Here is a 23,973-nt window from a genome sequence, read left to right as displayed (position 1 = left end):
CCCTCAGTTGTTGTTGATGGTGCTTCCCTTGACGATCACGTCGCCGTCGGCCTTGACGGTAATCTTGCCGCTGCCCTTGAGCGTTATGTCCTTGCCGTCGGCAACAATGGTGCCGTCCTTTTTCATCGTGATCGACGCCGAGCCGCATTTGAGTGTGATCGAGTCACCCGCCTCGATCACCAGGTTCTTGCCGACCTTGATCGAGCTGTCGTCCGCAATCTGGATTCCGCTGCCCTTGCCGACCTTGAGCGCGTGCCCGCCTCCGACATCGGTTGCGTCGTCAGCGCCGATTTTTGCCGACCTGCCTTTGCCGATTTGCGACGACTGCGCGCCGCCGATGGCGAAACTCTGGTCCGCGCCGATTTTCACGCTCTGCGCGGCCGCGATTGTCCAATTGTCCGCCGCTCCGATGGTGTGAGTCTGTCCGGCCCCCACTGTCATCGAGCGCGATGCGCCGATCTGATTCGTCTGGACGGCGCCAACGCTTCGGGTTTCCGCTGCGCCCACTGAATCCACTCGCGCCGCGCCCACGGTGATCGTCTGGATCAACCCGACGGTCTGCGTGTGATTGGACCCGATCGTCTCCGTCGAGTTCGCGCCGATGCCGATCGTCTCGTTCGAGCCAACCGTAAGCGAGCGGTTGACGCCCACCGTCTCGGTATCGTTCTTGCCGATGTCGGTTGTCTGGTCGACGCCGACCTTGACTGTCTTGTTGTTGCCGACGTCCTCGTCGAGGTTGTGGCCGACGGAATGCTTGGCGTCGTGGTCGATGCGGTCCGACTGATCGTGCTGCACCAGCTTGGTACGGTCATGCTTGATCAGAAGGTTGTGGTCCTTCTGCGCCTGGAAATTGACCAGTTCGGAGCCGGCCTTGTCCTCGAACATCAGCTCGTTGTAGCCGCCGCCGCCGAGCGAGGAGTCCGACTTCCAGCCGGATTGCGAGGCACTCGCCGGCAGCCCGTAGGGCGGCATCTGCGAGGCATTGTAGACCCGGCCGGTGATGATCGGCAGGTCAGGGTCGCCTTCGATAAAGTCGACGATCACCTCCTGGCCGATGCGCGGTATCTGGATGAAGCCCCAGCCGCTGCCGGCCCAGGTCTGTGAGACCCGCACGAAACAGGAGCTGTTCTCGTCCTTCTTGCCCAGGCGATCCCAGTGGAACTGCACCTTCACCCTGGCGTATTTGTCGGTGAATATTTCCTGGCCTGACGGACCGACCACGGTCGCCGTCTGCGGCCCACGCATGATCGGTCGGGGCGTGATCCGTGGCGGACGATAGGGCAAGGCGGTCGGCGCCACGCCCAGGATCACCTTGAAGTTCTCGCTGTCGACGTCGGCATGGCTTCTGTATCCCGGATCGAACAGCCTGTATTCGGCGCTGACCACCAGATACTCCTGGTTCTGGTCCTCGCGCGGAAAGCCATCGAGCTTGAACGTACAGCCCGAAAACAGGCCGCGCACGGTGCCGACCGCGGCGATACGCTGGTGGACGGCCTGGATCTCCTCGCGTCGGATCGCGGCCAGGTTGTGGCCCCGGCCGACTTCGAGATGCGCGCCGGGCTGGCGGTAGTTTTCGCCGGCGGCCAGCTTGTGACTGAACGGCTGGGCCGACTTGGCCATAAGGTCGGCGCCCGGCTTCTTGAAATCATAGTCGGTGTGGGCATAGGCGCCCGGACGCACCGAACTGCCCGGTATCCATTCGGTGATGTATTCGACATCGCGCCGGGAGCCCTGCCCTTCAAAATGATAAGGTACTTTCTCGTAGCCCGGCGCCGGCTTCAGCTTGCTCATCGCATCGGTCAGGACAAGCGTGTGTTTGCCCTCGTCATGCTCGAAAAAATACAGGATGCCTTCATGCTCGAGCAGCCGCTGGACGAAATCCAGATCGGTCTCGTCATATTGTACGCAGTATTCGCGCGGAGGGTAGGAACCCTGCAGACGCAGATCGAACTCCGCCGTGCTGTATTTCTTGAAGACGTCCTTGACGATGTCGACGACGCTCTTGTTCTGGAAAATACGGCAATCGGTGGTGTTGCCGAGGAACCAGAGCCACGGCCTGACGACCGCTTCGTAGTAGGCCAGCCGGTCTTCTATGCGGGTCAGGCGAAACTCGGACACAAGACCGCTGAACCAACGTTTCGGATCGGATTCGCCTTCCACCGAAACGACACCCCCCAGCATCTTCAGCGGATCGATATCGGGGCTGGGGCTGACGAACCCTACCGTATAGGCCAAACAACGGCTGATCTCATCGCGACCGACAAGATGCGTGAAGGTCAACAGCTCGGCGCCAACCGGTGTTTGCACAACCGTGGCACGTTCGTTCGGCATGGGTCGTGCCCCTCCTGGACGCGGCCGCCGGCAGTGGGTTTGAAGTTCCCGCATCCAGGAACTTTTTGGCCCGCCGCACCAGGCTATGTTGAGCCTACCACATGTTGTCCGGCCGACCAAAGAGATGCACAGCGGAAAAACCTTACCCTGCCGATGCATTGGCTCGAAACGCCGCTGTCCTGTTGGATGTGCAAACTGCTAGAATGTGGAGTATCGATCAGCGTTCGACGGCGATCCTCGATGTATATCAGTCTGCAAATCAACAATGTCGACGCCTTGCCTGCGGGCATCTCGACCAGTTACGCGGCGCGTGATCGCGGCTTCGAAATCGGACGCGAGGCTTGTGATTGGACCTTGCCGGACCCCGACAAGTTCATCTCCGGCCGGCATTGCGAGGTTCGCTACGAGGCAGGCGCTTTCTGGCTGCACGATGTCTCGCGCAACGGAACCTACATCAACGGATCGAGCCAGCGCATGACCGGCCCGCATCGGCTGAGCCATGGCGACCGGGTGCTGATCGGCCGCCATGTCATCTTCGTATCGATCGACGACGAGCCCGCCACGACAGGCCATATCAGTTCGACACAACGAGAAATGCCGGCCGCGACAGGCCGGCCGCTCGAATTCGCCGCCGAGCCGTTCTTCACTCCTTCGGAGCAACATTCCGGGCAGCGGGTTCCGGCTCCGGCGTTCTCGTCGCAACCGCCTCTCCCCTCGACCAGAGACGAAGTGCTGCGGGAAATCGCGATCGCGGCCGGCATCTCGCCGGAATTGCTTCAATCGCGCGATCCGCATGAAGTTGCCGCCGAAATCGGCACGGTCCTGCGGACTGTGGTCGAGGAACTGACCATGCTTTTGAAAGCGCGCACGGCCGCGAAAATACTGGCCAAGAGCACACAACGGACGATGATCAGCGCCGCCGACAACAACCCCCTGAAGTTCGGCCCGGGAACCGACGACATCCTCGAAATCATGTTCGCCCGCCGCAGGGCCGGCTATCTGGATGCCAGGCGCAGCATCAAAGATGCATTCCGCGATCTCAAGACGCACGAATTCGCCACCTATGCCGCCATGCAAGCTGCGCTGTCGCGGCTGCTCGACGATCTGTCGCCCGAGGCGATCGGAAAGAAACTCCCCCCGACATCGTTCTCGTCTAAGAAAAGCCAGGCCTGGGACGCTTTTGTCGCGACCTGGCGAACCATGGAGGAAGCCCACGAGAACGGCATGCTGGACATATTCCTGGCCTATTTCAGCGAGGCCTATGCCAAGGCCGACAAGCAGAAATAGACAGGCCCAAAGGGGGATGCGAGGCTGAAGTCGACGAAGAAAACCTCTTTGGTGCGCGGCATCCGGTTCCAATCGAGAGTTTGTGAGATTACGATCGCATACGACAATTCGCTAAGCGGCTAAGGCTGATCGACCTGGGGGTCTGCGGCAAATGTCATCTTTCGGCGGGATAGTAAGATATAGCCTACCTTCCTCCGGACACTGTCAGGGTCGGCAGGGGTTGCGTTTCCTTCACCTGACGAGAAACCGTTTTGCGCCTGTCTCACCCAGTCGCGGGCACACCGCCTGCACGGACGATCGTCCATGAGTTCGAAGGACGATCCTTTCGGCCCGGCTGGCAAGACCGTCATTCGCGCCCCTCCACGGCGTGAGCGAAAACCGGCGCCGGTCCCTCAAGTGCCCGTCGCGGATGACGGGCAAACCTCGCAGATCAAGGATTCGACCGTATTCGATCCCGGCATCGGCCGGCATACACCGCCGGGCTGGGCATCCGGGACAGTGATTTATCAAGGAGCCCCTTCCGCTTCGGCAGGAAGCGGCGCTTCCGAGGCAGCTCTACGGCAGGAGACCCTGCTCAATGTCACGGACAGTGTCAGATATTCCGCGGCAAACCCGATCCTTGCCGCGGCCGCACCATTGCTGATGCTGTTCGGCCAGTTCAGGCTTATCCCCGTCGAGAGACAAGCCGAGCCGTTGGCCGAACATGTCACTGAGGCGATCGATAGGTTCGACAGGACAGTCGAGAAATCAGGTGTTGCCGAAGAGGATGCGCGGATTGCGAAATTCATCCTCTGCGAAACCGCCGACGATCTCGTCGGCAACCTGCCTTGGCCACAGAAAGATACTTGGGCGCAGCACAGCATGCTGTCGCAGTTCTTTCACGTCGAGCCCAGCGGCACAGGCTTCTTCGAAGCGCTGAACAAGGTCCTGGCCAGTCCCGAGGCACACTACGATCTGCTCGAACTGATGCATGTCTGCCTGTCGCTGGGGTTCGAGGGCCAGTACCGGGGCCTGACGCGCGAAGACAGCAATCTCGAACGCGTTCGGCGCGACGTCTACGAAACGCTTCGCTATTTCAGGGCACGCGCGGACGCGGACATCTCGCCCCACTGGCAGGGCTTGGCGTCGACCATGACGCAGCCGTCGACACGCCTGCCGCTCTGGGTCGTCGCGGCAGCCGTGTCGGCGCTGCTGACTGCTGCGTTCTTCGCACTGCGGGTCTTCATCACCAACGAAGGCGACGCTGCCGCCGGTGAATTGCTGGCGCTCAACCCATCGACGCCGATTACCATCGAACGGGCCAGCGTGGCGCCGTTGGCGGAGCCGGCGAAAATCGTCCCACCCGTCGCCACAACCACGCAGATCGATCGCATCCGTTCGGCACTGGCCAAGGAAGTCGAAGGCGGCGGGCTGACCATCGGCACGAAGGGCGACTTCATCGTTGTGGAAATCAACAATCTCCTGCTGTTCCAGTCCGGCAGGGCCGAGGCGAAGCCGGAGTTCCAGCCCATTGCCGCAGATATCGCCGCGGCTCTGGAACCCGAGCGCGGACCGATCAGGATTGTCGGCCATACGGACAATGTGAAGCCGCGGAAATCGAGCCCATTCAAGTCCAACTTCGATCTCTCCGTCGCCAGAGCGAAGGCCGTCGAAGCAATGATGGCACCGAAGTTCAGTGATCCTTCGCGACTAACGGTGGACGGCAAGGGCGAGGACGAACCGATCGCCGACAATGCGACGCCGGAAGGCCGCACCAAGAACCGCCGTGTCGATGTGATGATCGCCAAGGAGGAAACATTGTGAGCACGGCCAGTCGGGAGCGGCCATGACGCGTTGGCTGCTGCGGATATTCAGCATGATTGCGCTGGCCGGCTTTGCGGCGGCAGTGTGGTTTGCCGGACCCTTGATCCGCTTCGCCGATACCCGTCCTCTCGGGCCTGCCTGGCTGCGCGCGACTATCATCGGGGTGATCGTGGCAGCGCTCACGCTTTTCTACGGCCTGCGTTTCTGGCAAGCGAGAAAAGCGCAAAAAGCACTCGAAACCGTGGTCACACACAATGACGACCGCGATGACGACTCGCGGGTGCTCGAGGCCCGCGTGAATGAGGCCGTGGCGGCGCTCAAGCGGTCGAGCGGCAAACGCAATTTCCTTTATGAGATCCCCTGGTACATCGTCATCGGCCCGCCCGGTGCCGGCAAGACAACGGCGCTGGTCAATTCGGGTCTGAATTTTCCGCTGGCCGGTTCGGGTGATGCCCAGCCAGTTGCGGGCGTTGGCGGAACACGCTCCTGCGACTGGTGGTTTACCGACCAGGCCGTCCTGATCGACACAGCCGGACGCTACACGACGCAGGATTCCAATGCCGAGACCGACAAGAAGAGCTGGCTTGCCTTCTTGTCACTGCTCAAGAGAGCCCGCGCACGGCAACCGATAAACGGCGTCATCCTGGCCATCAGCCTCGCCGACCTCGTCAGCCTCGACGATCAGCAGCTTGACGCTCACGTCGTCGAGATACGCAGTCGTCTGCGGGAAATCCACGAGACGCTGAAAATCCAGTTTCCCGTGTACCTGCTGTTCACCAAGGCCGACCTGGTTTCAGGGTTCATGGATTACTTCGGCGGCTTCGACGAGCCGCGCCGGCGCAAGGTCTGGGGCGCGACATTCCAGACCACGGATCGCAACAAGAATATGGCCGCCGAGGCTCCGGCCGAATTCGATGCACTGGCAAGACGCTTGGTGGAGGAGATGCCTGACCGCCTCCAGGAAGAGGCCGATCCGGTCGCGCGTATATCCATCTTTGGCTTTCCGGCGCAGTTTGGCGCGCTGAAGGAGCGAATTACCAATTTCATCGCCAGCCTGTTCGATCCGACCCGCAGCCAGGTGAATGTCAGCTTGCGTGGACTCTACTTCTCTTCAGGCACGCAAGAGGGAACGCCAATCGATCAGGTGTTGGGCGCGATCGGTCGCAATTTCGGCAGCAGCCCCCGCGCCCATCTTTCCGGAACCGGCAAAAGCTTCTTTTTGCACGATCTGCTGACGGGCGTCATTTTTGCCGAATCCGGATGGGTTTCGTATGACAAATCAGCTGTAAGACGTGCAACGATCGCCAGGTTCGCCGGCCTTGGCGCCATCGCGTTGATCGCTGCGGCGGCCCTCGGCACCCTAGCCCTGAGCTTCACAGCCAACAGGTCGCTGATCGCCTCCACCACGCAGGCCATAAGCCAGTATCGCCAGACGGCGGACGCGTTGCTCAAAAGCACCGAGGTCACCGATGTCGACCTCGAAAACGTCATTGGCCCGCTCGACCAGTTGCGCAATCTGCCGGCTGGGTTCGAAACCGGCGACGTGCCGACACCGATCGAGGAGACGTTCGGCCTCAGCCAGCGGGAGAGACTTCTTTCGGCATCCAAGACGGCTTACCGGGAAGCGCTGGAACGAATGTTCCGATCGCGCCTGCTGATCCAGGCCGAGCGGACGATCCAGGCCAGGATGGCCGATCCCGCCGCGCTCTACGAGCCGTTGAAAATCTACCTGATGCTTGGCGGCAAGGCGCCGAAGGTCGACGACGCGTTGATCATTTCCTGGATGAAGCACGATTGGGAGCAGAACCGGTATCCAGGTGAAAACAACCGCGAAGGACGCGAGCATCTCGAAAAGCACCTGGGTGCCATGCTTGCCTTGGACGACGCCTACGATCCGGTTTTCGAACTCAACCAGCCGCTCGTCCAAGCCGCTCAACGGTCGCTCGGGCGCATGAGCCTTGCCGACCGTGCCTCGGCTTTGGTCAAATCCGCAGTATACGCGGCAGCTCTGGATGATTTTTCTGTTTCCCTGAAAAGCGGCCCGGAAGCCCCGTTACTGTTCGAGCGGGTCGATGGCGGCGATCTGTCAGGCCTTCGTGTTCCCGGCCTCTATACTTATGCCGGCTTCAACAGCTTCTATCTCGTGCAACTCTCGCGCATTGCCCAGACGCTCGTCGACGACCAGTGGGTCCTCGGTGGCGGCGGCGAGCAAGGCGGCATCGATCAGGAGTTGCCCAAGCTCGGTCCCGAACTTCTCGACCGCTATGGCAAGGAGTTCGCAACGGCGTGGAACAGCGTTCTCGACGGGTTGAAATTCAAGGCGATGCTGAAGGACAAGCCGCGCTATATCGCGCTTTCCGCCGTCGCCTCGCCAACCTCGCCGATCGAACTGCTGTTTACGGCGATCGCCGACGAAACCGCTCTGACGCGGGACGCTGCTTCCGGCAAGGACTCAGCCACCGGGGTTGAAGGCGGCGCGGGCCAGTTACAGGACGCAGCAAGCGTGGCCAAGGGTCTGGCTCGCATCGGCATACAAATCGCCACCGGAAAATCGCAAACCCGTGCCGGCACGGGATCCTTAAGCGCGCAAAACCAGAATCCCGGGGCCAACATCGAAGCGCAATTCAGGCCGTTCCAGGCCCTGGTGAGCGGTGCTGCCGGACACCGCCCGATCGATGCCTTGACCCAGAATTTCCGCGATATCTACCAGAGCCTGCAACTGGCGACCGACGTCCCCTCCCAGACGGAACGCGTCAACGCAAACCTGCAGCTCCAGATAGCCACCCTTCGCGCCAATGTCTCGCGACTGCCCAAGCAACTCGGCCGGATGGTCAATGCGACGGCAGACGAGTTTGAAGGCAACGTCACCGAGACCTCGGTGGCAAATTTGAACCAGATGCTCGACCAGACGGTCACACAGCCCTGCGAGGCGGCGGTCAACGGCCGTTATCCTTTCGCCCGCAATGGCACCGAGGACATCGCGATGGCGGATTTCGCCAAACTGTTCGCTCCGGGCGGGCTGATGGACCGGTTCTTCGCACAGAACCTCGCATCGCTGATCGATATGACCGGTCAGGACTGGAGCTGGAAACAGGATGCTCGCTTCGGCCGCGACCTGTCGAAGTCGACGCTGAAGAACTTCCAGCTGGCGGCCGAAATCCGTAGCGCCTTTTTTCCCCAGGGCGGTTCGGTGCCCTCGGTGAGCGTGACCTTCACGCCCTTCTCACTGCATGGCGATGCCGATGCGGCGGTGCTCGATGTCGACGGCCAGACCGTCCAGAGCAACCAAGCGGGCAACATGCCGAGCATAGTGACCTGGCCGAGCGGCGCGGCTTCCGGATCCGCCAGTCTGAGCCTGACGCCGGAGATGCCAGGCCGCGAATCCGCCATCAAGTTCGAAGGGCCGTGGGCCCTGAAGCGACTTCTGGACAAGGCTGCCGTCACCGGCCACGACAGCAACATGCAAGCACGCTTCGTGATTGGCGGACGCGACGTTACTTATACGCTCCAGACAGGTTCAGGCTCCAACCACTTCTTCCTCCCGGCCCTTTCCGGATTCAGCTGTCCCAAGGCGTTTTGAGATGGGTTTGATCTGCTGATCATGGCGCCGATCCGCTGACCAGAGTTCAAACCCCGGTTTTCCTTAGTTTTCGGTACTTTAATGTTCGAGCCTGTGGCAAAGTGGCGCCAGCGAGCGTCCAAAGGTGCGCCGCAGAAGGACGCTTGAAAAGCGCTTGGTGGCAATTTGAATACTGTCGCCCTTTCCATCGAAAGCTTCGGCGTGAGCCACAAAGGCTGTGTCCGTGAGCTCAATGAAGACAGCTATCTAGTCGAGCCACAAACTGGCCTCTGGGTGGTAGCCGACGGAATGGGTGGACATGACGCCGGAGAGGTCGCTTCCGCCAGTATCGTCGATCATCTGTCAACAATCGGCATCGCGAGCTCGGCACCCGATCTTCGGGCCCGCTTCGAGGACAGGCTGAGCCGGGCCAATGCCGAAATCCGCAGCATATCGGAATCGCGCGGCATCACCATCGGCTCCACGGTCGCCGCCCTGTTGGCGATGGACGGACGATTTGCCTGCCTGTGGGCGGGCGACAGCCGGGTTTATCTGATCCGCAACGCCGCGATCTCGCAGATTTCGAAAGACCACACCGAAGTGCAGGAACTCTTGGATCGAGGCATGATCAGCGCGGTCGAGGCGCTCACCTGGCCACGCCGCAATGTCATCACACATGCGATCGGGGTCAGTGACGACTTCGTCATCGATTTCCAGCAGGGCGAACTGATGCCGGGAGACATTTTCGTGCTGGCCACCGATGGGCTGACGGCACATGTCACCGACCCCGAGATCGAGGCCGCCGTCGTGTCGGCTACACCTCAGGCGGCCGGAGAAAACCTGCTGGAAACGGTTCTGGCGCGAGGCGGAACGGACAATGTCACCATTGTGCTGGTTAAGATTGGGAACGGGCGCAATGGACAATCGCTCCACCCTGATCTGTCCAGAGCGGAGGGCCGAGGCTGATGAGCGCCGATGACAAGACGCGAATATCGCCGCAAGTGGCCAACACCGCTGTCGGTACGCAGCTCAGCGGCATCTACGAACTTGACGAACGGATCGCATTCGGCGGCATGGGCGAGGTCTATCGCGGCCACAACATCCAGACCGGCGACCATGTCGCGATCAAGATCGTGCTGCCCGAATTTGCCCGTGACCAGACGATCTTGTCCTTGTTCCGCAAGGAGGCCTCGATCCTCAACCACCTGTCGCATGATGCGGTCGTGCGATACCACGTCTTCACCATCGATCCCGGGATCGGCCGTCCCTACCTTGCCATGGAATTCGTCGACGGCGAGTCGCTGTACGACATCATGCGACGTGGTCCGATGCCGACGGATGAGGTGCGCAAGCTCTGCCATCGCCTCGCATCCGGCCTGAGCGCCGTGCATCAAGCGGGAGCAATCCATCGCGACCTCTCGCCGGACAATATCATCCTGCCGGGGGGCCGGGTCGACCGCGCAAAGATCATCGATTTCGGTATAGCGCGATCGGCGACCGTGGGCGGGGAGACACTGATCGGCGGGAAGTTCGCGGGAAAGTACAACTACGTTTCGCCCGAACAGCTCGGGCTGTACAGCGGCGACGTCAGTGAACAGTCCGACATTTACAGCCTTGGGCTGGTGCTGGCTGCCGCTCTGCGCGGGAAACCGATCGACATGAGCGGATCGCAGTTCGAGATCATCGAAAAGCGCCGGGCCGTGCCTGACCTCTCTGATATCGACGACGATTTTCGTGACATTGTCGAAGCCATGCTGCAACCGGATCCGCGAGACCGGCCGGTCAGCATGGCTGATATCGCCAGGATGACGCGTGGCGAAGACGAAGGAACAACGCCGCCGACGTCCATCACACCCCGCAACCGGCCAGCCGGGCAAACCCTTACTCCTGATCCCAAGGGCGGCCAGGCATCCAATGTCGCGGGACGCAACGCGCCGACGGCAACGGGCCCGGGCGAGCAGCGCTTCGTCCCGCATGTCCGGCCCGCGCATTTGTCCGAACCGCTGCCTTCGCCGGTCGCCGGCCCTCCGCGCGCGGTCACTGCGGATATGCCCAAGAAATCCACAAAGACCCCAACTATCGCGATCGCTGCCCTGGCGACACTAGCTGTCGCCTCAGGCGCGGGCCTGTATCTGAGCGGCTTCATGACGCCGGCAACGCCGATTGCCGGCAAGACATCGCTTTCCGCGCCCGAACCGTCAAAGCCTACACCGGAAACTTCGGCGCCGACCCTCACGGACAAAGTCGCGAACGCCCCTGAGCCGGCAAAGCCAGTTCCGCCCGTGCAGCCGGAGGCCAGCGTACCGCCGGCTGAAAACCAGCCAGATGCCTCGGCGGCTCAAAAGCCGCAGCCGGCCAAGCCCGCCGAACTCCCTTCGCAGACCGAGGAATCTGAGAAACCGCCGGCAATGGAAGCGCAACCGCAAACAGAGGCGGGCGTGCCGCCGGCTGGAAGCCAGGCAGATGCCAAGGCAGTGCAAACGCCGGAGCCGGCCAAGCCCACTGTCCCCGCGCAAACCGCGGGCCCCCCGGAGTCATCGGCAACGGACGCGCAGCAGCCATCCGAAAAGACACCGCCGGCCCAGCCAGAGTTTGTGGAGAGCCCAAAGCCCAAACCGGAGCCGCAGATCAGCCAGCCGGCAGAACCCAAGGTTGCCGGGCCGGCGCCCAAACCCACTGCAAGCCAGACGGATGCCGCGAACGCCGAGAGCCAAAAGACTGTGCCACCGGCGGCCAAGCAGCCGGACCAACCTGTCGTCGCGTTGAACGTACCCAAACCGGCCATTCCTCCGGCCGTGGACGACATCGCGCAACGAGTCTCCTGGGTTCGCGACTTCGGCGGCGGCGACTGTTTCTATGCGACCATGAATTCGCCAACCGACACCGCAGCCGCGATCGAAGGATTTGGAACAGCGGTCCAGCCATTCGAACGCATGCTGGGCGATTTCCAGGCGAAATTCCATGTGGAGCCCGACATCAGCGTCCGCCTCATTGAGCCGAGCCAGTGCGAAGTCACCAATTTTCTGCGCTTTCTGGGACAGACCGCGGCCGACAAGCCGCAGCTTGTTCTCGACCGGACGTCGGTGCCGAACGGTACGCCGATCAGCGGCACGCTGGTGACGCGTGGCGGGCTCATTTCCAGCGTGTTGCTGATCGATCACAAGGGCATGGTGTTTAATCTCGACGATCGCATCGTCGCACAGTCGGACAAAGCCACCTTCAGCATCCCGATTGGCCTCGGCGCCGCCGACAAGGCCGCTGGAAAGGCCGTGCCGCAGATCATAATGGTGATCACGGGACCCCAGGATATTGAGGCGGCCGCATTCTCGGCGCCGACGCCAGCCTCGGCGCTGCTACCCAAAATTCTCGAGGAAATCGAGACCAACGGATCTCAGTTCTCAGCCACTGCCAAGTATTTCCGGCTCGGCGGATAGCATGGGCGCCCGATGGAACGCTGCTCGTGTTTGCCCCACTCGTCTGCCGACCTGCCCATAAAGCAGTGTGAACCGGTTCGCGCCCTGCTCGCCTTGGCGGGCCACATGAAGCTTGCGGTCATCGCGGGCGCCGCGCTGCTGGCTGTGCTGTCATCCGGCGAAGCGCGAGCCGAATTCACGGTCTGCAATCAGACACTCGACGTCGTCAATCTCGCAGTCGGCCAGAAGGTCGACAATGCCGATCAGACAGACGGCTGGTGGACCATCGGCGCCAATCAGTGCGTGAATGTCATTCGCGAGGAACTGACCAACCGCTACATCTACATCTACGCAACGGACGTCTTCGGCCACGCGATCCTGACGGGATCGACCGAAATGTGCATCGAGCGAAGGCGTTTCTCGACCCGCGGCATCGACGAATGCTGGCAACGCGGCCATATCGCGGCGCAATTTCTCGAAGTCGATACGCTCGAACAGGCGCGGTGGACGTTCTTCCTGACCGGAAACAGCCCGTGACGCACACTATCGACACGAGCTTCAGGCAGAAGAAGCAGGCGCGCCTTGCGCTTCGCAGACGCAGGCTCTGGCGCCGGCTGCTTGCCGGTCTTGCCGCGATCATCATGCTGTCGATCGCCGTGGGCTTCTACCTCACCGCCGATTATTGGTCGTTCGGCGACGAAGACGAAGAGCTTCACGCGGTCGAAGGGGTGGACGACGTGCCGGCCGATGCATCGGTCTATGTGCCTGCCATTATCGACCTTGCCGGGGACCCGATGTGGATCACCCTTGCCCCCGACGCCGACGCCACGTCGAGGGGCCGTTCGATCGCGAAGCCGGCGGATCTCGATCAGGCCGGGATTTCTCCGCAGATCGAAATCCTGTCGGATGTGATGCTCAGCGCCAGCGAAAAATTCATGACGACGATACCGTCGACGCAGGAAGACTTCGCATTCTTCCAGGCGCAACGGCAGACCGCCCCGCCGCCGTCCAACGATCTGCAGGACGATCTTCAGCCGCCGGCGGGGGATCTGCAGAACGATCTTCAGCCCTCGCCTGCCCCCAACGAGGCTCCGGCTGCTTCGGGGCAGCAGATGGGCACCGACGATCCCGAAGCCGGCTGGGGTGAAACAATCGATGCAGGCGAAGCAGCCCTGCCCGCATTCCAGAAGACACAGATCGAAAACAACACGAGTGTCGCAACCGTCACGAATGAGTATCAGCGGTTCGAGGCGACCGAAGACACGTTCGTGAAAATCCTCAACGACCGCAGCCTGGACAGCGTTGCGCTCGATGCGCATTTCTCCGTCGAGGACGCCAGGCGGGCGGGCGAAGCGCTGAAGGCGCTTTTCAACCGGGAAGGCCTGGAACCGGGTTATGTCGTCGCCATGCGTGGTTTCAGGCCGACGCGCGAGACGACAACAATGTCGCTCATGCAGGTGTCGATCTACGCCAAGAGCGTCTTTGTCGGCACGCTGACGCGCAACGCCGCGGGTGCATTCGTATCGGGTGTCGATCCCTGGGTCCGCGAAGATCTGTTCAACTATTCGGGTGCACCGGAAGAAGGCACGCACAAGCGGCAATATCGCCTGCTCGACGCAATCTATTCGACGGCGGCGCGCAACAAAGTTCCGACCGGCGTGATCGGCGAAGCGATCATGTACCTATCGAGAGGACGGGACCTGGACGCCTTCGCCAGCGAGGACCAGCGCCTTGTCCTGATCTATTCACAAACGCCGCGCGGCAAGGGCGAGACCGACGGACGCGTGCTGTATGTCGGCGTGCAGGGTGCTGAAAAGAGCTTCGAATGCTTCGTCTTCCAGCAGAGCGACGGTCAGTTTGCATGCGTTACCGGCGACGATCAGATCCGCTCGCTGACGGTCATCAACGGCATGGTCACGCCGGTCAACGGGGTCATGACGTCCACCTTCGGTCCACGCAAGCACCCAATTCTGGGCGTGGTTCGCATCCACAAGGGCGTCGATTGGGCGGCTCCGGTGGGTACGCCGATCGCGGCCGCTTTCGACGGCGAGGTCACCTTCCAGGGCGACGGCGGCGGTTATGGCAACCTGGTGAAGATTGCGCATGCCAACGGACGCGAGACGCGCTACGCGCATATGCAGAAATTCGCGATAGCAAGCGGTGTCGGCACAAAGGTGAAGGCCGGCGACATCATTGGCTATATCGGCACCACCGGCCTGTCGACCGGGCCGCATCTGCATTTCGAACTCTATCAGAATGGCGGGGCGATCGACCCGCTGGGCACGGTGACCGCCGCGGTCGCAACGAGCGATCCTGCTGTCGAAACACTGACCGACCGTATCGTTCATGTCGAAAGTGGTGGCAGCGCCCGCGCCAAGAACCCGCTTTCTTCAGCAACCGGTGCCGGCCAATTCATATCGAAGACCTGGATCAGGATGATGAACACCTACCGTCCCGAACTGGCGCGCACACTTTCAAATGCGGATCTCCTTGCTCTGCGCTACGACTACACGATCTCGCGCGAGATGGTGCGCAATCTTGCGCGCGAGGGTGAAGCCTATCTTCGGGCGCGAGGCCACCAGATCACAGCCGGCCGGCTCTATCTCTGCCATTTCCTGGGCATGGAAGGCGCCCATCAGGTATTGTCGGCGTCGAGTTCGGCGCAATTGAGCGCCGTGCTCGGGTCGGCCGTCATTCAGGCCAACCCGTTCCTCACCGGCAAGACCGCCGGCTATGTCGTGGACTGGGCCGAAAGGAAAATGGGCCGAAAGCTCAGCCCCGCGGGGACCGGCGCAGGCCAACCGGTATCGACCACGACGGAAGTGCGCCAGACGTCGCCAGAGTTCGAAGAATACAAGCAAGCCATCACGGCCGTCATAAGCTCGCTTCAGAATACCCTTTGAACCTGCCCTCGCGGTTCATGAGTTCACCGTCAGACCATTGGTGTTCCGGCTGCAAAGTGTTACTATGGACAACTTTTTTCGGGTCCTTTGTGAACCAAGACCGTGGTCAGGATCACATACGCCCAAGAGCCATTTTGGCATAAGCGACATTGTCGCTGACGAAATTGAGCATGCGCAGACATCAACAGTGCGCCCTGCTGGGCGGAGGGCTGGTCCATGAAAGCGTTCATCGTATTTCTGAGCGGATTTCTCCTTTTTATCCTTGCCGCGTTCAGCGCTGAGGCAGCCGCGCCCGACGCCAAGCGCGTCGCACTGGTCATCGGCAACAGCAAGTATGTTCATGCTGTCGCTTTGCCCAACCCCGCCAACGACGCGCACCTCATCGCCTCCACGCTGCGCAATGCCGGCTTCGAGGTGATCGAGGGGATGGATCAGGACAATGCCGGCATGCACAGCCTCATCAGCCGGTTCACAGAGCAGTCTTACGATGCCGACCTCGCCGTCATCTTTTATGCCGGGCACGGCATGCAGGTCGACGGCAAGAATTTCCTGATACCGGTCGACGCCGAGTTGACGTCGCCGGCCTATCTCAAGACCCGCACCATTCAGGTCGAAGACTTCCTGGCGGCGCTGCCGCCTGATCCGGCGGTCGGCGTCATCATACTCGATGCCTGCCGCGACAATCCACTCGCCAGGACGTTGGCCGCCTCGCTGCCGAAGTCGCGTTCGTTGGGGTCCGGTCTGGCACCGATCGAAGCAAGATCGGACGGCGTAGGCACGGGCGGCATCCTGATCGCCTATGCAACGGATCCGGGCGCCATCGCTTTCGACGGCAACGGCGTCAACAGCCCTTACTCCACGGCGCTCGCCAGGCACCTGACCGAACCCGGCATTGAGATCCAGAGCGCGCTGACGCGCGTGCGCGGCGAAGTGACCGAGACGACGCAAGGTCGCCAGAGGCCTTGGCACAACGCGTCGCTGGGGCGCGAGGTCTTCATTGGAAAACCCGTTGTCGTGGCGGCGCCTGAAGCACAGCCTGCCAATGCCGGGGCGGCAACCGCCCCCACGCTGGTGGTTGGTGACCCGCCTTCCTGGGAAGTCGAGCAGCGGCTCTGGGATGAAGCCTCCAAGCGCAACTCGGTGCCGTTCTACGAGGCCTATCTCGAGCAGTTCCCAAACGGCCGCTTCGCCACGGTGGCGCGGCTGAACATCGACGAATTGAACGACCCGGAAGCCCAGAACCGGCAGGTCGCGGCACTCGATACGGACCAGGCGAACGCCAGTTCCGGCTCCGCAGTGCGCACCTCGGTCGGCGTCCCCGACGAGGTGAAGCAAACACCGGGCACCGAGTTGACGGAAAATGCCATTGGCCTCGACCGCCAGGGTCGCATCGACTTGCAATTGCGCATCGAAGCGTTGGGCAACGAGCTTGGCCGCGTCGACGGAAACATAGGCCCACAGACCCGCCAGGCGATCGGTATCTGGCAGGTGGAGAACGGCCTGCCGCAGACCAGCTATCTGACACGCGAGCAACTTGCATTCCTCGTGATCCAGACTGATCCGATGATGGAAACCGTGCGCGCCAGATATGCTGCCGATCAGGCCCGTGCGACGCAGCCGAAAAAACAGGTGGTAAAGAAGGTCCGCACGCAGAGACCGGTGGCACAGAAACCCCGCAAACAACAGCAGGTCGTTCAGAAGCGGCGCAACCGGGACACAGTGGTGCGGCAGGATGATGATCTTCCGCCGCCCCGGGATAACAACGACTTCCTCACCAAGGCGCTGATCTTCGGCACCGGTGTGGCTGTGGGCGGCGTGCTCAAGAACTGACCGCCGGCGTTCCTGGAACAGTGGCACGCGGTAGGTGCTATTGCGTCTTTATCCGCATTTCCACGCGGCGGTTAGCCGGATCGTACGGGTTGGGGCTGCGCGGATTCTTTTCGCCCATGCCGATCGGGTTGATGCGGGCGGCCTCGACACCATTGGCCGTCAGGAAGGCTGCCACCGATTGCGCTCGCCGTTGCGACAGGCCCTCGTTGTAGTGGACCGTGCCGGTGGCATCGGTGTAGCCTTCGACAACGAAGTTGAATGTGCTCAGCCGCCTGTCCTTCAGGGCCTTGGCGAACTCGTCGAGTTCACTGCGCGCTGTCGCGTCGAGTTCGGCCGAATCCAACCCGAAATTGATCAGCATATCGAGGCTGGATTTTTCGGCCGGCGCGTCTTTTGCCTTGGTCTTGCTCTTGCACTCTTCCTCGGTTCCTACACAAATTCCTCGCGACTTGCCGAGGTCGGCGGCGCCGGCAAAAAACTTCACGATGTCTTCTGATTTCTGAACAGGGTCGGCGGAAGCGTGAGTCGAGAAAAACACGACTGCCAACACCAAGGCTGAACTGCCCCACTGCATAGCGGTTACTCCTGTTTGAGCATCCGATTTCGATGGTGGTGATCATACCAAATTCCGGGGCAATTGTCTGTCGATAAACGCCAGGGGATGCGGCGGTGCCGGCAGTTGTTGCAGCGTCACCGGTTGAGACTTGACCCGCGCCGCGCCTGGGGCTTGAGTGGTTGGAGCTTCTCGATGAAGGCGTGGCGGTCATGGCCAATGAGCTCCGATTCAAAACGGCACAGGATCTCTTCATGGCTTGTCCCGCTATTGCCCGGGACATGAGAGCCCTTCCAACCGAACAGCAATCGATCGAGTTTTGCCGCGACCTGCTCGCCGGGCGCGTTCCCGAAGAGGCGATCACGTTCTGTGCCTACCTGCTTCCCGACCGGGCTGCGGTCTGGTGGGCGCATGAATGCCTGAGCCATCTGAGCGAGTTGCTCGATGGAACTGATCACGAGTTGCTCGCCTATGTTCGCGACTGGGTCGGTGAACCGGACAGCCATCGCCCCGCGGTGAGCCAGGCAGAGGCAACGCCGCCAACAACGCCGGGAGCCTGGATTGCCCGGGCGGCGGGATGGCGTGACAATGGTTCCTTTATTGTCGGATCTGTTGTCGGCGCAGAAGCACCATCGGCCTTGCAGCCGTTTCCTGCCGCCCATGCAATCAATGCGGGTGTTCTGGCCGGGCTGGCGCGTGCCGCACTGGTGGACCGCTTTGCCGTTCTTTCCGCGTTTGTCGAAATGGGCATCCAGATGGCCGAGATCGAGGCCCTGCGCCAATCGGCGGATGCTTACTTGCAGCCACCTTGAGCCCATTTGGCAAGCGCCACCTTGAAGCGCGTTCCAAGTGGATGTTGCAGGCGCAAAACAGAAGCATCGTTGGTGGCGAAATTTTTCGCCTGTTCGCATAGCCGTGCCTCGTCCCATTCATGGCAGCCGTCGCAATGTTTGTCCTCCCATACCGACTTGTCCAATCCCTCCACCGGGCTGAACAGGGGTTTGCCCTTGATCAGCTGGGCGATGCTCTTGCCATCGATTGCCGGATCACCGAAATCGATCGGATGGTCGAAAAAGATCGGATCGTCCGAAGCCAGCCTGGGGATCTTCTGACGCAGCACATCGAGCGCAAGCTGGTCGTCACTTTGGCCTGATGCGCCTGCAGCGCCGGTGTTGCTTGCGTCGGAGCCGCCTTCGGTTGGAGGTGCGCTCGCCTCGCCCACGATCAACGGCGCATTGAGATCGACCTTGTGCAGAACGACATCCGTTTTCAGCGAAACGTTGATCCAGGGACGCTGCTTGCCGGAGGTTGCCTTGAAGACGTCGCTGGTGACCCTGTTCATGGCGTCGGTGATGGAGACGTTGGATTCGCCGATACGCTTGAGGAGCGCCGAGGTGAAAGGCGAATGTTCGCCCGACCCGTCATAGGCAAGTTGATTGGGACTGGCGGCGAAAGCGACGAGCGTGCCGGTGCCACCATTCTCTACCGGGATCTCGGCAAGGCCGCTGCTGGCGCCGTTGACGCCCGCGGTCTTGGCCAGCACCTCGGCGAGGGGATTGTCGCGGCAAGCGTCGAGAAACACCAGACTGATGCTGGTCTCTCGCGACATCTGGCGCAAAACGAAATCAACCGACACGGCTTCGAAGTCGACGGAGGTTTCATCTTCCAGCGCAGCGTCGACTGGAAGCAGATAGTTCTTGCCCGAAACCTGCAGGCCGTGGCCGGCATAGAAAAACAGCGCGATGTCGGCACCGCGCACCTGTTTCGCGAACTGCACGATCGTCGCCTGTGTCTGCAGCTTGGTCAGGTCGAAGCCGGAAACGACCTCAAAATCGAGTTTCTTCAAGCGTTCGGCCATGGCCTGGGCGTCGCGCACCGGATTGGCGAGCGGCGCCGCGTGCTGGTACTGGGAATTGCCCAGAACCAGCGCGATGCGGCGCTCGGCACTGGCGGCTGTTACAGTCAAAAGCAAGGCAAGCGCGGCAAGCCCGGCGGCACGAAAGAGGCCACCGCAACAGGCGATCAGATCGGACCTCACCGGAACCTCAGTTCACGGGCTTGGTGGCGGAAAACTCGATCCGCCGATTGAGCGCCTTGTTCTTCGGCGTATCGTTGGCGGCAACCGGCCGCTCCTCGCCATAGCCGGCGGCGCTGACCTGATTGCGCGGAATACCCTCGGCAATCAAGGCGTCGGCAACCGCGTGGGCGCGCCGCTCCGACAACTGCTTGTTTGCGTCCGGCGATCCATCGGAATCGGTATAGCCGGAGATCTCGACCTTCAGGCTTGGGCATTTGCCAACGACACCTTCGACCTCCGTCAGCAATGGGCGGCTTTTCGCATCGAGCCGCGCGCTGGCCGGCCGGAAGTAGATGGCGCCGGTGCGTGAGAGCACGGCAAACCTGTTCAAGCATTCCTCATCGCTGAAGTTCGCCTTGGCGGCGTCGGTGGCAACGGGACCTACATCGGTCGAACTCGCCGCGGCGGTCTGGGTTGCAGCGGGCTTGCTGCCGTCGGCGGTGAAGACGAAATCGAACGACACCGACGCGGTGGGCACGATGTTGGTGACGTTGGCCGCCTGCTGGAGTTTGTCCACGTTCGGCAGCAAGCCGAAATCCTCCACGTGAACCGCGACGGGAGCTTCCGAAGCAACGGAGACCATGTCGTCACTGATCATGGTGACGACGATGCTGGCCTCGAGGTCCTTGTCGACGCCGTGCAGATTGAGACGGAAAGGCAGCGTCGACTTCACCCTGCGTTTTGTCGCGAGATCGGCGAATGCGGCGGGATCCACATTGGCCGTCAGCTCGGCCGTCGGGTATTTGAATGTCTCGAAAAACAGGAAGCGCATGCGGACATTGCGCAGGTCGACGCCGGTATCGACCGAATTGAGGTCGAAGGTGACCTTGGCATCACCCGCCGAGCTGAGCGTGCCGGTGATGTTCCTGATCTTGTTTGTCTCGACGATCGTGTTTTTCTTCACCGACTGGTAGGTGATCACCGAAGCCGTGGGATCAAGCGTCCAGTTCGGCGCTGCGTTGGCGGCTTGCGATGCGAGTAGCAGCAAGCCGGAAAGCGCGACGATCAGGCCAAGACCTCGTGTGGCGGGGCCTTTCAGCCTCATCTTCCACCAGAATGCGACGACTTCGAACATGGAACGCCCCCTGACCAGGACCACCGTATCGACACGACACCTGGCGAGAGCATAGAGCACTTGCGGCTGGTTGGCGAGCAGTTGCAGCCGGTCTTCCGGTCAAGGTCCGGGGGCAGAGTTGGCGTGTCAAATGGTGGCAGGCGGCCTCGGCGAGCGGTGCCGCGAAACCCTGACCTGCTGTTAGCATTATCCCCAGCCGCCGCCTCCGCCACCAGTGCCACCGGTGCCGCCATTGCCGCCGCCCAAAGGTGGAACGACGACAGGTGCGGTTTCCTCAGTCGGTTCGACGAGTTTCTTGGCGATAGCCTTCTTCTGCCTGGTGATCTTTGGCGTGGTCGTCGTGCGAATGAGCTTCGGCCTGTGCTTTGTCGTCGTCACCGTCGGTTCGGCCTTGGGCGCGGGCGCAACGGACATGCAGCCCGCTACTGCCACCAGAGCGCCGGATAGAACTGTGGCGATCAATGCCTGCTTCACTGCCCTGCCCACGATTGCCTCCTCACTGATCAAAACAAGTCCCGACGCGGATTGGCTTGCTCCCAGACCGCTCTGGCCGCATTGACCAGTTGGTCGTCAAGCGAGCCCTTCGCCGGGATCTTCGACTTGAGTTCGCCACGCAATTGCTTGAGCGCGGCCGTTTTCGTCTTCACTTCGAATTTCGTCAGCGTCGTCTGGGCACCCGGCAATTCCTTGCGAAGATCAAGCGCGACCGCAAAGGCCAGATAGCGCACCGCTATCGTCTGGTCGGCATTGGCGCCCTTCTGCATTTCGAGCGCTGCGCGATCATATGCGCCGGACTGATCGCCGCGTGCCGTGGCCAACTCGAACAGTCTTTGCGCTTCGTCGAGGTTTTGCTCGACACCAACGCCATCCCGGTACATGCGCGCAAGGCTGGCCGGAGCGTAGGGCTGGCCCAGATCCATAGCCTTCTGGAATAGCCCCTGCGCCTGCTTGGGGTCCTTTTCGACACCCACGCCGGCCAGGTAGTTACGGCCGAGAAGGTTCATAGAATACATGTCCTGTCGCTGGACGCCGGCCTCCAGGAAGGCAACTGCACGGGCCGGGTCGGCGGTCACGCCGTTGCGGCCTTCCGTGAAGATCGCGGCGAGATCGTTCATGGCATAGGTGTGCCCCATCGCGGCCGCCTTGAGCAGCAGGTCCAGACCTTTGGCGGTATCAGGCTTGACGCCATAGCCATTGAACAAGGCGCGGCCCCACGACGTCATGCCGTAGGGATCGCCCTTGTCGGATGCCGCGGCGTAAAGCGCGTTGGCCTGCGTGCGGTCGATGACCAGACCGGTTCCCGTCGCATACATGTAGCCGAGTTCGAACACAGCACGCACATGTCCCTTCTTGGCGGCCTCCTCGATGGCTGTCTTCGCTTCCTCGACCTTGCCAGTTGCGAGCAGCGCGCGCCCCAGTTCGTAGCGGAAGCGTGGGACATCGGGATAAGCCTTCACAGCGGCTTCGCAAACCTCCACGGCGCCGGCGCCGATTTCGTTCGGCAGCAGGCCGGGAACGACGCCTTGCAGGTCCAGAGGCTCGCCGGCGGCGGAGTCGCACGGATCGACGGTTGGCGACAGTTTCATCGTGGCGGGCTTGGACGAACTGCTGTCCGCACGGATTTCGAAGCCGACCTCGACCGGCGCGGCTACGCCGATCTGAGGTTCGTAGCGCAGGCGGTCGACTTCAGCGGCCATCAGGCTGGACTGAGGTGACAGGGTTCTGTCGGGGAGCGAAAGGGTTCCTGTCGCGGGATATGCCGAAACTTTGAGACTGACCGCGGGATCGTCGGTCGGGAAATCCAGGTTAAGCGCAACCGGGCCCACGCCAACGGGAACATCAATGTCACGGTTTTCGATCGCCTCGGCGGCACCTGTGATATGAATGCCGCGCTCCACCACCTGTTGCTTTTGCTCGGCCGCGAGCGAGGCCATGACCTGTTCGCCATGGGCGCCTTCGCCGCTTTTGACCCGGAACACCAGGATGCCCTGGCTTTGACCGCCCCAATTGTCATGCGTGGCGTAGGCCAGCATATCCACCTCGTCCTGCGCGTCGACCCCCTTGGGCACATCCATCTGCAAACGCGGCAGGTCCTTGCCCTGGATCGGTTCGCCAACCTCGACAGGTTCGCCGTCCAGCATGAGGCGGCCGAGAGCAGGTGGTCTCTCGATGCTCACGGTGATCGTTCCGCCGTCGACATCGACCGGTTCCGGCAGGCCGAGATCGACTGGGCCCACTCCCGACAACACGATTTTCTCCAGCACCGGCGGCAGCGAGGGGCGGTTGCTGCGGCGCATCAGCACCACTTCGTCGATCAGCGACGAGTTCTCCCAGGGAACCTGCAGGCCTTTTGTTGCCTCCACCACATCCCGGCGCACCGCCGCCATGACCGTGCGGATCTCCTGGTTCGGGGCCAGCGCGCGACGGGAAAACGCCGCCGAAAACGGACTGAGGTCGCCGCTGCCGTCATAGGCCGCCGCCCCAGGCTCGGTGGCAAAGGCAATGAGCGTGTTCAGCGAGCTTCTGACCTGCGCGAGCCCGGCGTTGCCGGAGGTGATAAGCTGGTCTCTCAGCCAGTAATTCTTGCGCGGGAACGGATTGTTGCGGCAGGCATCGAGGACGATCACCTGGATCTTCGATTTCGAACGCATCTGTTCCAGGACATCGTTGAGCTTGATGGCCTGGACCTCGATGTCCGCCGCCTGCTTCAACGAGGCATCGACGGGAATCAGGAAGTTTTCGCCGCCGATCTGGAAACCGTGACCGGAATAGTAGACGACGGCGAGGTCGGCGCCATCGATCGCGGCAAGATAATTGCGGAACTGCTCTTCGAACTGCAGCTTGGTGAGATTGCTTGCAACGAAAACTTCGAACCCTGCCAGTCGAAACGTCTTGGAGACGTCCTCGGCATCCTTGACCGGGTTCTTCAGCGCCGGGAATTGCCGGTAGTCGGAATTGCCGATCACCAGGGCGACCCGTCGATCGGCCGACGCATCGAAGGTCGTAAGGGCCGCTACGAAGAAGACCGCGATGAATCCGCAAAGTCGGAGCATGGCCTGTTTCCACCGTCGCTACCTGATGACCACAAGCCCCCAAGGTTGCGGTATCAAGGCTGTTAAAGAGCTCACAATCAGCCGAGACA

General features: G+C 61.6%; 15 protein-coding genes. 9 read left to right on the top strand and 6 right to left on the bottom strand.

All coding sequences use genetic code 11. The features are described 5' to 3' along the window. Positions 1-3 precede the first annotated feature (3 nt). On the bottom strand, positions 4-2,331 hold the full coding sequence (locus tag NKJ11_RS15570) for a type VI secretion system Vgr family protein (RefSeq protein WP_352793704.1): 2,328 nt from the start codon (positions 2,329-2,331) through the stop codon (positions 4-6). A gap of 240 nt (positions 2,332-2,571) precedes the next feature. On the opposite strand from NKJ11_RS15570, the gene tagH reads away from it, so the two are divergent. The 8 genes from tagH to NKJ11_RS15530 all read left to right on the top strand — a co-directional run bounded on the left by tagH (position 2,572) and on the right by NKJ11_RS15530 (position 17,126). After that, positions 2,572-3,618, top strand: a complete 1,047-nt coding sequence (gene tagH, locus NKJ11_RS15565) for a type VI secretion system-associated FHA domain protein TagH (RefSeq protein ID WP_352609940.1) — start codon at positions 2,572-2,574, stop codon at positions 3,616-3,618. Between the two features lie 303 nt (positions 3,619-3,921). Continuing rightward, positions 3,922-5,421 carry a type VI secretion system protein TssL, long form gene (gene tssL / locus NKJ11_RS15560; protein WP_023809161.1) on the top strand — a complete coding sequence of 500 codons (1,500 nt, stop codon included), beginning with the start codon at positions 3,922-3,924 and terminating at the stop codon, positions 5,419-5,421. Between the two features lie 22 nt (positions 5,422-5,443). Continuing rightward, positions 5,444-9,001 (top strand): type VI secretion system membrane subunit TssM, encoded by a 3,558-nt coding sequence (gene tssM / locus NKJ11_RS15555; protein WP_023809162.1) that lies wholly within the window; start codon positions 5,444-5,446, stop codon positions 8,999-9,001. 165 nt (positions 9,002-9,166) lie between these two features. Then, a complete protein-coding gene (locus tag NKJ11_RS15550; RefSeq protein ID WP_023809163.1) occupies positions 9,167-9,946 on the top strand; it encodes a PP2C family protein-serine/threonine phosphatase in 780 nt (259 codons plus the stop codon). Further along, the gene (locus tag NKJ11_RS15545) at positions 9,946-12,414 is read left to right on the top strand and encodes a serine/threonine-protein kinase (RefSeq protein ID WP_023809164.1); all 2,469 of its coding nucleotides are present in this window, start codon (positions 9,946-9,948) and stop codon (positions 12,412-12,414) included. The genes NKJ11_RS15550 and NKJ11_RS15545 overlap by 1 nt, the downstream gene beginning before the upstream one ends. Positions 12,415-12,519: 105 nt before the next feature. Next, positions 12,520-12,930, top strand: a complete 411-nt coding sequence (locus tag NKJ11_RS15540; RefSeq protein ID WP_023809165.1) for a DUF1036 domain-containing protein — start codon at positions 12,520-12,522, stop codon at positions 12,928-12,930. Continuing rightward, positions 12,927-15,296, top strand: coding sequence for a M23 family metallopeptidase (locus tag NKJ11_RS15535; RefSeq protein ID WP_023809166.1), 2,370 nt, complete (start codon positions 12,927-12,929; stop codon positions 15,294-15,296). Before NKJ11_RS15540 ends, NKJ11_RS15535 begins: the two co-directional genes overlap by 4 nt. A 216-nt stretch (positions 15,297-15,512) precedes the next feature. Then, positions 15,513-17,126: a caspase family protein gene (locus NKJ11_RS15530; protein ID WP_023809167.1), complete on the top strand. Its 1,614-nt coding sequence runs from the start codon at positions 15,513-15,515 to the stop codon at positions 17,124-17,126. Positions 17,127-17,163: 37 nt separating this feature from the next. On the opposite strand, the gene NKJ11_RS15525 is transcribed toward NKJ11_RS15530, so the two are convergent. Then, positions 17,164-17,700 (bottom strand): OmpA family protein, encoded by a 537-nt coding sequence (locus NKJ11_RS15525; protein ID WP_127321072.1) that lies wholly within the window; start codon positions 17,698-17,700, stop codon positions 17,164-17,166. A gap of 161 nt (positions 17,701-17,861) precedes the next feature. On the opposite strand from NKJ11_RS15525, the gene NKJ11_RS15520 reads away from it, so the two are divergent. Further along, on the top strand, positions 17,862-18,491 hold the full coding sequence (locus NKJ11_RS15520; protein WP_352793702.1) for a DUF6931 family protein: 630 nt from the start codon (positions 17,862-17,864) through the stop codon (positions 18,489-18,491). Here the strand turns inward: NKJ11_RS15520 and NKJ11_RS15515 are convergent. The 4 genes from NKJ11_RS15515 to NKJ11_RS15500 all read right to left on the bottom strand — a co-directional run bounded on the left by NKJ11_RS15515 (position 18,473) and on the right by NKJ11_RS15500 (position 23,884). Then, positions 18,473-19,717, bottom strand: a complete 1,245-nt coding sequence (locus NKJ11_RS15515; RefSeq protein ID WP_352440785.1) for a caspase family protein — start codon at positions 19,715-19,717, stop codon at positions 18,473-18,475. The two genes, NKJ11_RS15520 and NKJ11_RS15515, sit on opposite strands and share 19 nt — an antisense overlap. A 7-nt stretch (positions 19,718-19,724) precedes the next feature. Further along, positions 19,725-20,831, bottom strand: coding sequence for an OmpA family protein (locus NKJ11_RS15510; protein WP_352793701.1), 1,107 nt, complete (start codon positions 20,829-20,831; stop codon positions 19,725-19,727). 186 nt (positions 20,832-21,017) lie between these two features. Further along, the gene (locus tag NKJ11_RS15505) at positions 21,018-21,317 is read right to left on the bottom strand and encodes a hypothetical protein (protein ID WP_245273064.1); all 300 of its coding nucleotides are present in this window, start codon (positions 21,315-21,317) and stop codon (positions 21,018-21,020) included. A 17-nt stretch (positions 21,318-21,334) separates the two neighbouring features. Next, positions 21,335-23,884: a caspase family protein gene (locus NKJ11_RS15500; RefSeq protein ID WP_023809172.1), complete on the bottom strand. Its 2,550-nt coding sequence runs from the start codon at positions 23,882-23,884 to the stop codon at positions 21,335-21,337. Positions 23,885-23,973: the final 89 nt, after the last annotated feature.

The organism is Mesorhizobium sp. M0243 (assembly GCF_040321775.1).
Taxonomy (GTDB): domain Bacteria; phylum Pseudomonadota; class Alphaproteobacteria; order Rhizobiales; family Rhizobiaceae; genus Mesorhizobium.
The sequence above is the reverse complement of the archived record's forward strand: the minus strand, read 5'-3'. Positions and strand labels throughout refer to the sequence as shown.

Bases quoted from the DNA above. Each gene is read 5' to 3' on its own strand.
- NKJ11_RS15545 (WP_023809164.1), top strand. From the start codon at position 9,946: ATGAGCGCCGATGACAAGACGCGAATATCGCCGCAAGTGGCCAACACC.
- NKJ11_RS15525 (WP_127321072.1), bottom strand. From the start codon at position 17,700: ATGCAGTGGGGCAGTTCAGCCTTGGTGTTGGCAGTCGTGTTTTTCTCG.
- NKJ11_RS15510 (WP_352793701.1), bottom strand. From the start codon at position 20,831: ATGTTCGAAGTCGTCGCATTCTGGTGGAAGATGAGGCTGAAAGGCCCC.
- NKJ11_RS15530 (WP_023809167.1), top strand. From the start codon at position 15,513: ATGAAAGCGTTCATCGTATTTCTGAGCGGATTTCTCCTTTTTATCCTT.
- tagH (WP_352609940.1), top strand. From the start codon at position 2,572: ATGTATATCAGTCTGCAAATCAACAATGTCGACGCCTTGCCTGCGGGC.
- NKJ11_RS15500 (WP_023809172.1), bottom strand. From the start codon at position 23,884: ATGCTCCGACTTTGCGGATTCATCGCGGTCTTCTTCGTAGCGGCCCTT.
- NKJ11_RS15540 (WP_023809165.1), top strand. From the start codon at position 12,520: ATGAAGCTTGCGGTCATCGCGGGCGCCGCGCTGCTGGCTGTGCTGTCA.
- NKJ11_RS15570 (WP_352793704.1), bottom strand. From the start codon at position 2,331: ATGCCGAACGAACGTGCCACGGTTGTGCAAACACCGGTTGGCGCCGAG.
- tssM (WP_023809162.1), top strand. From the start codon at position 5,444: ATGACGCGTTGGCTGCTGCGGATATTCAGCATGATTGCGCTGGCCGGC.
- tssL (WP_023809161.1), top strand. From the start codon at position 3,922: ATGAGTTCGAAGGACGATCCTTTCGGCCCGGCTGGCAAGACCGTCATT.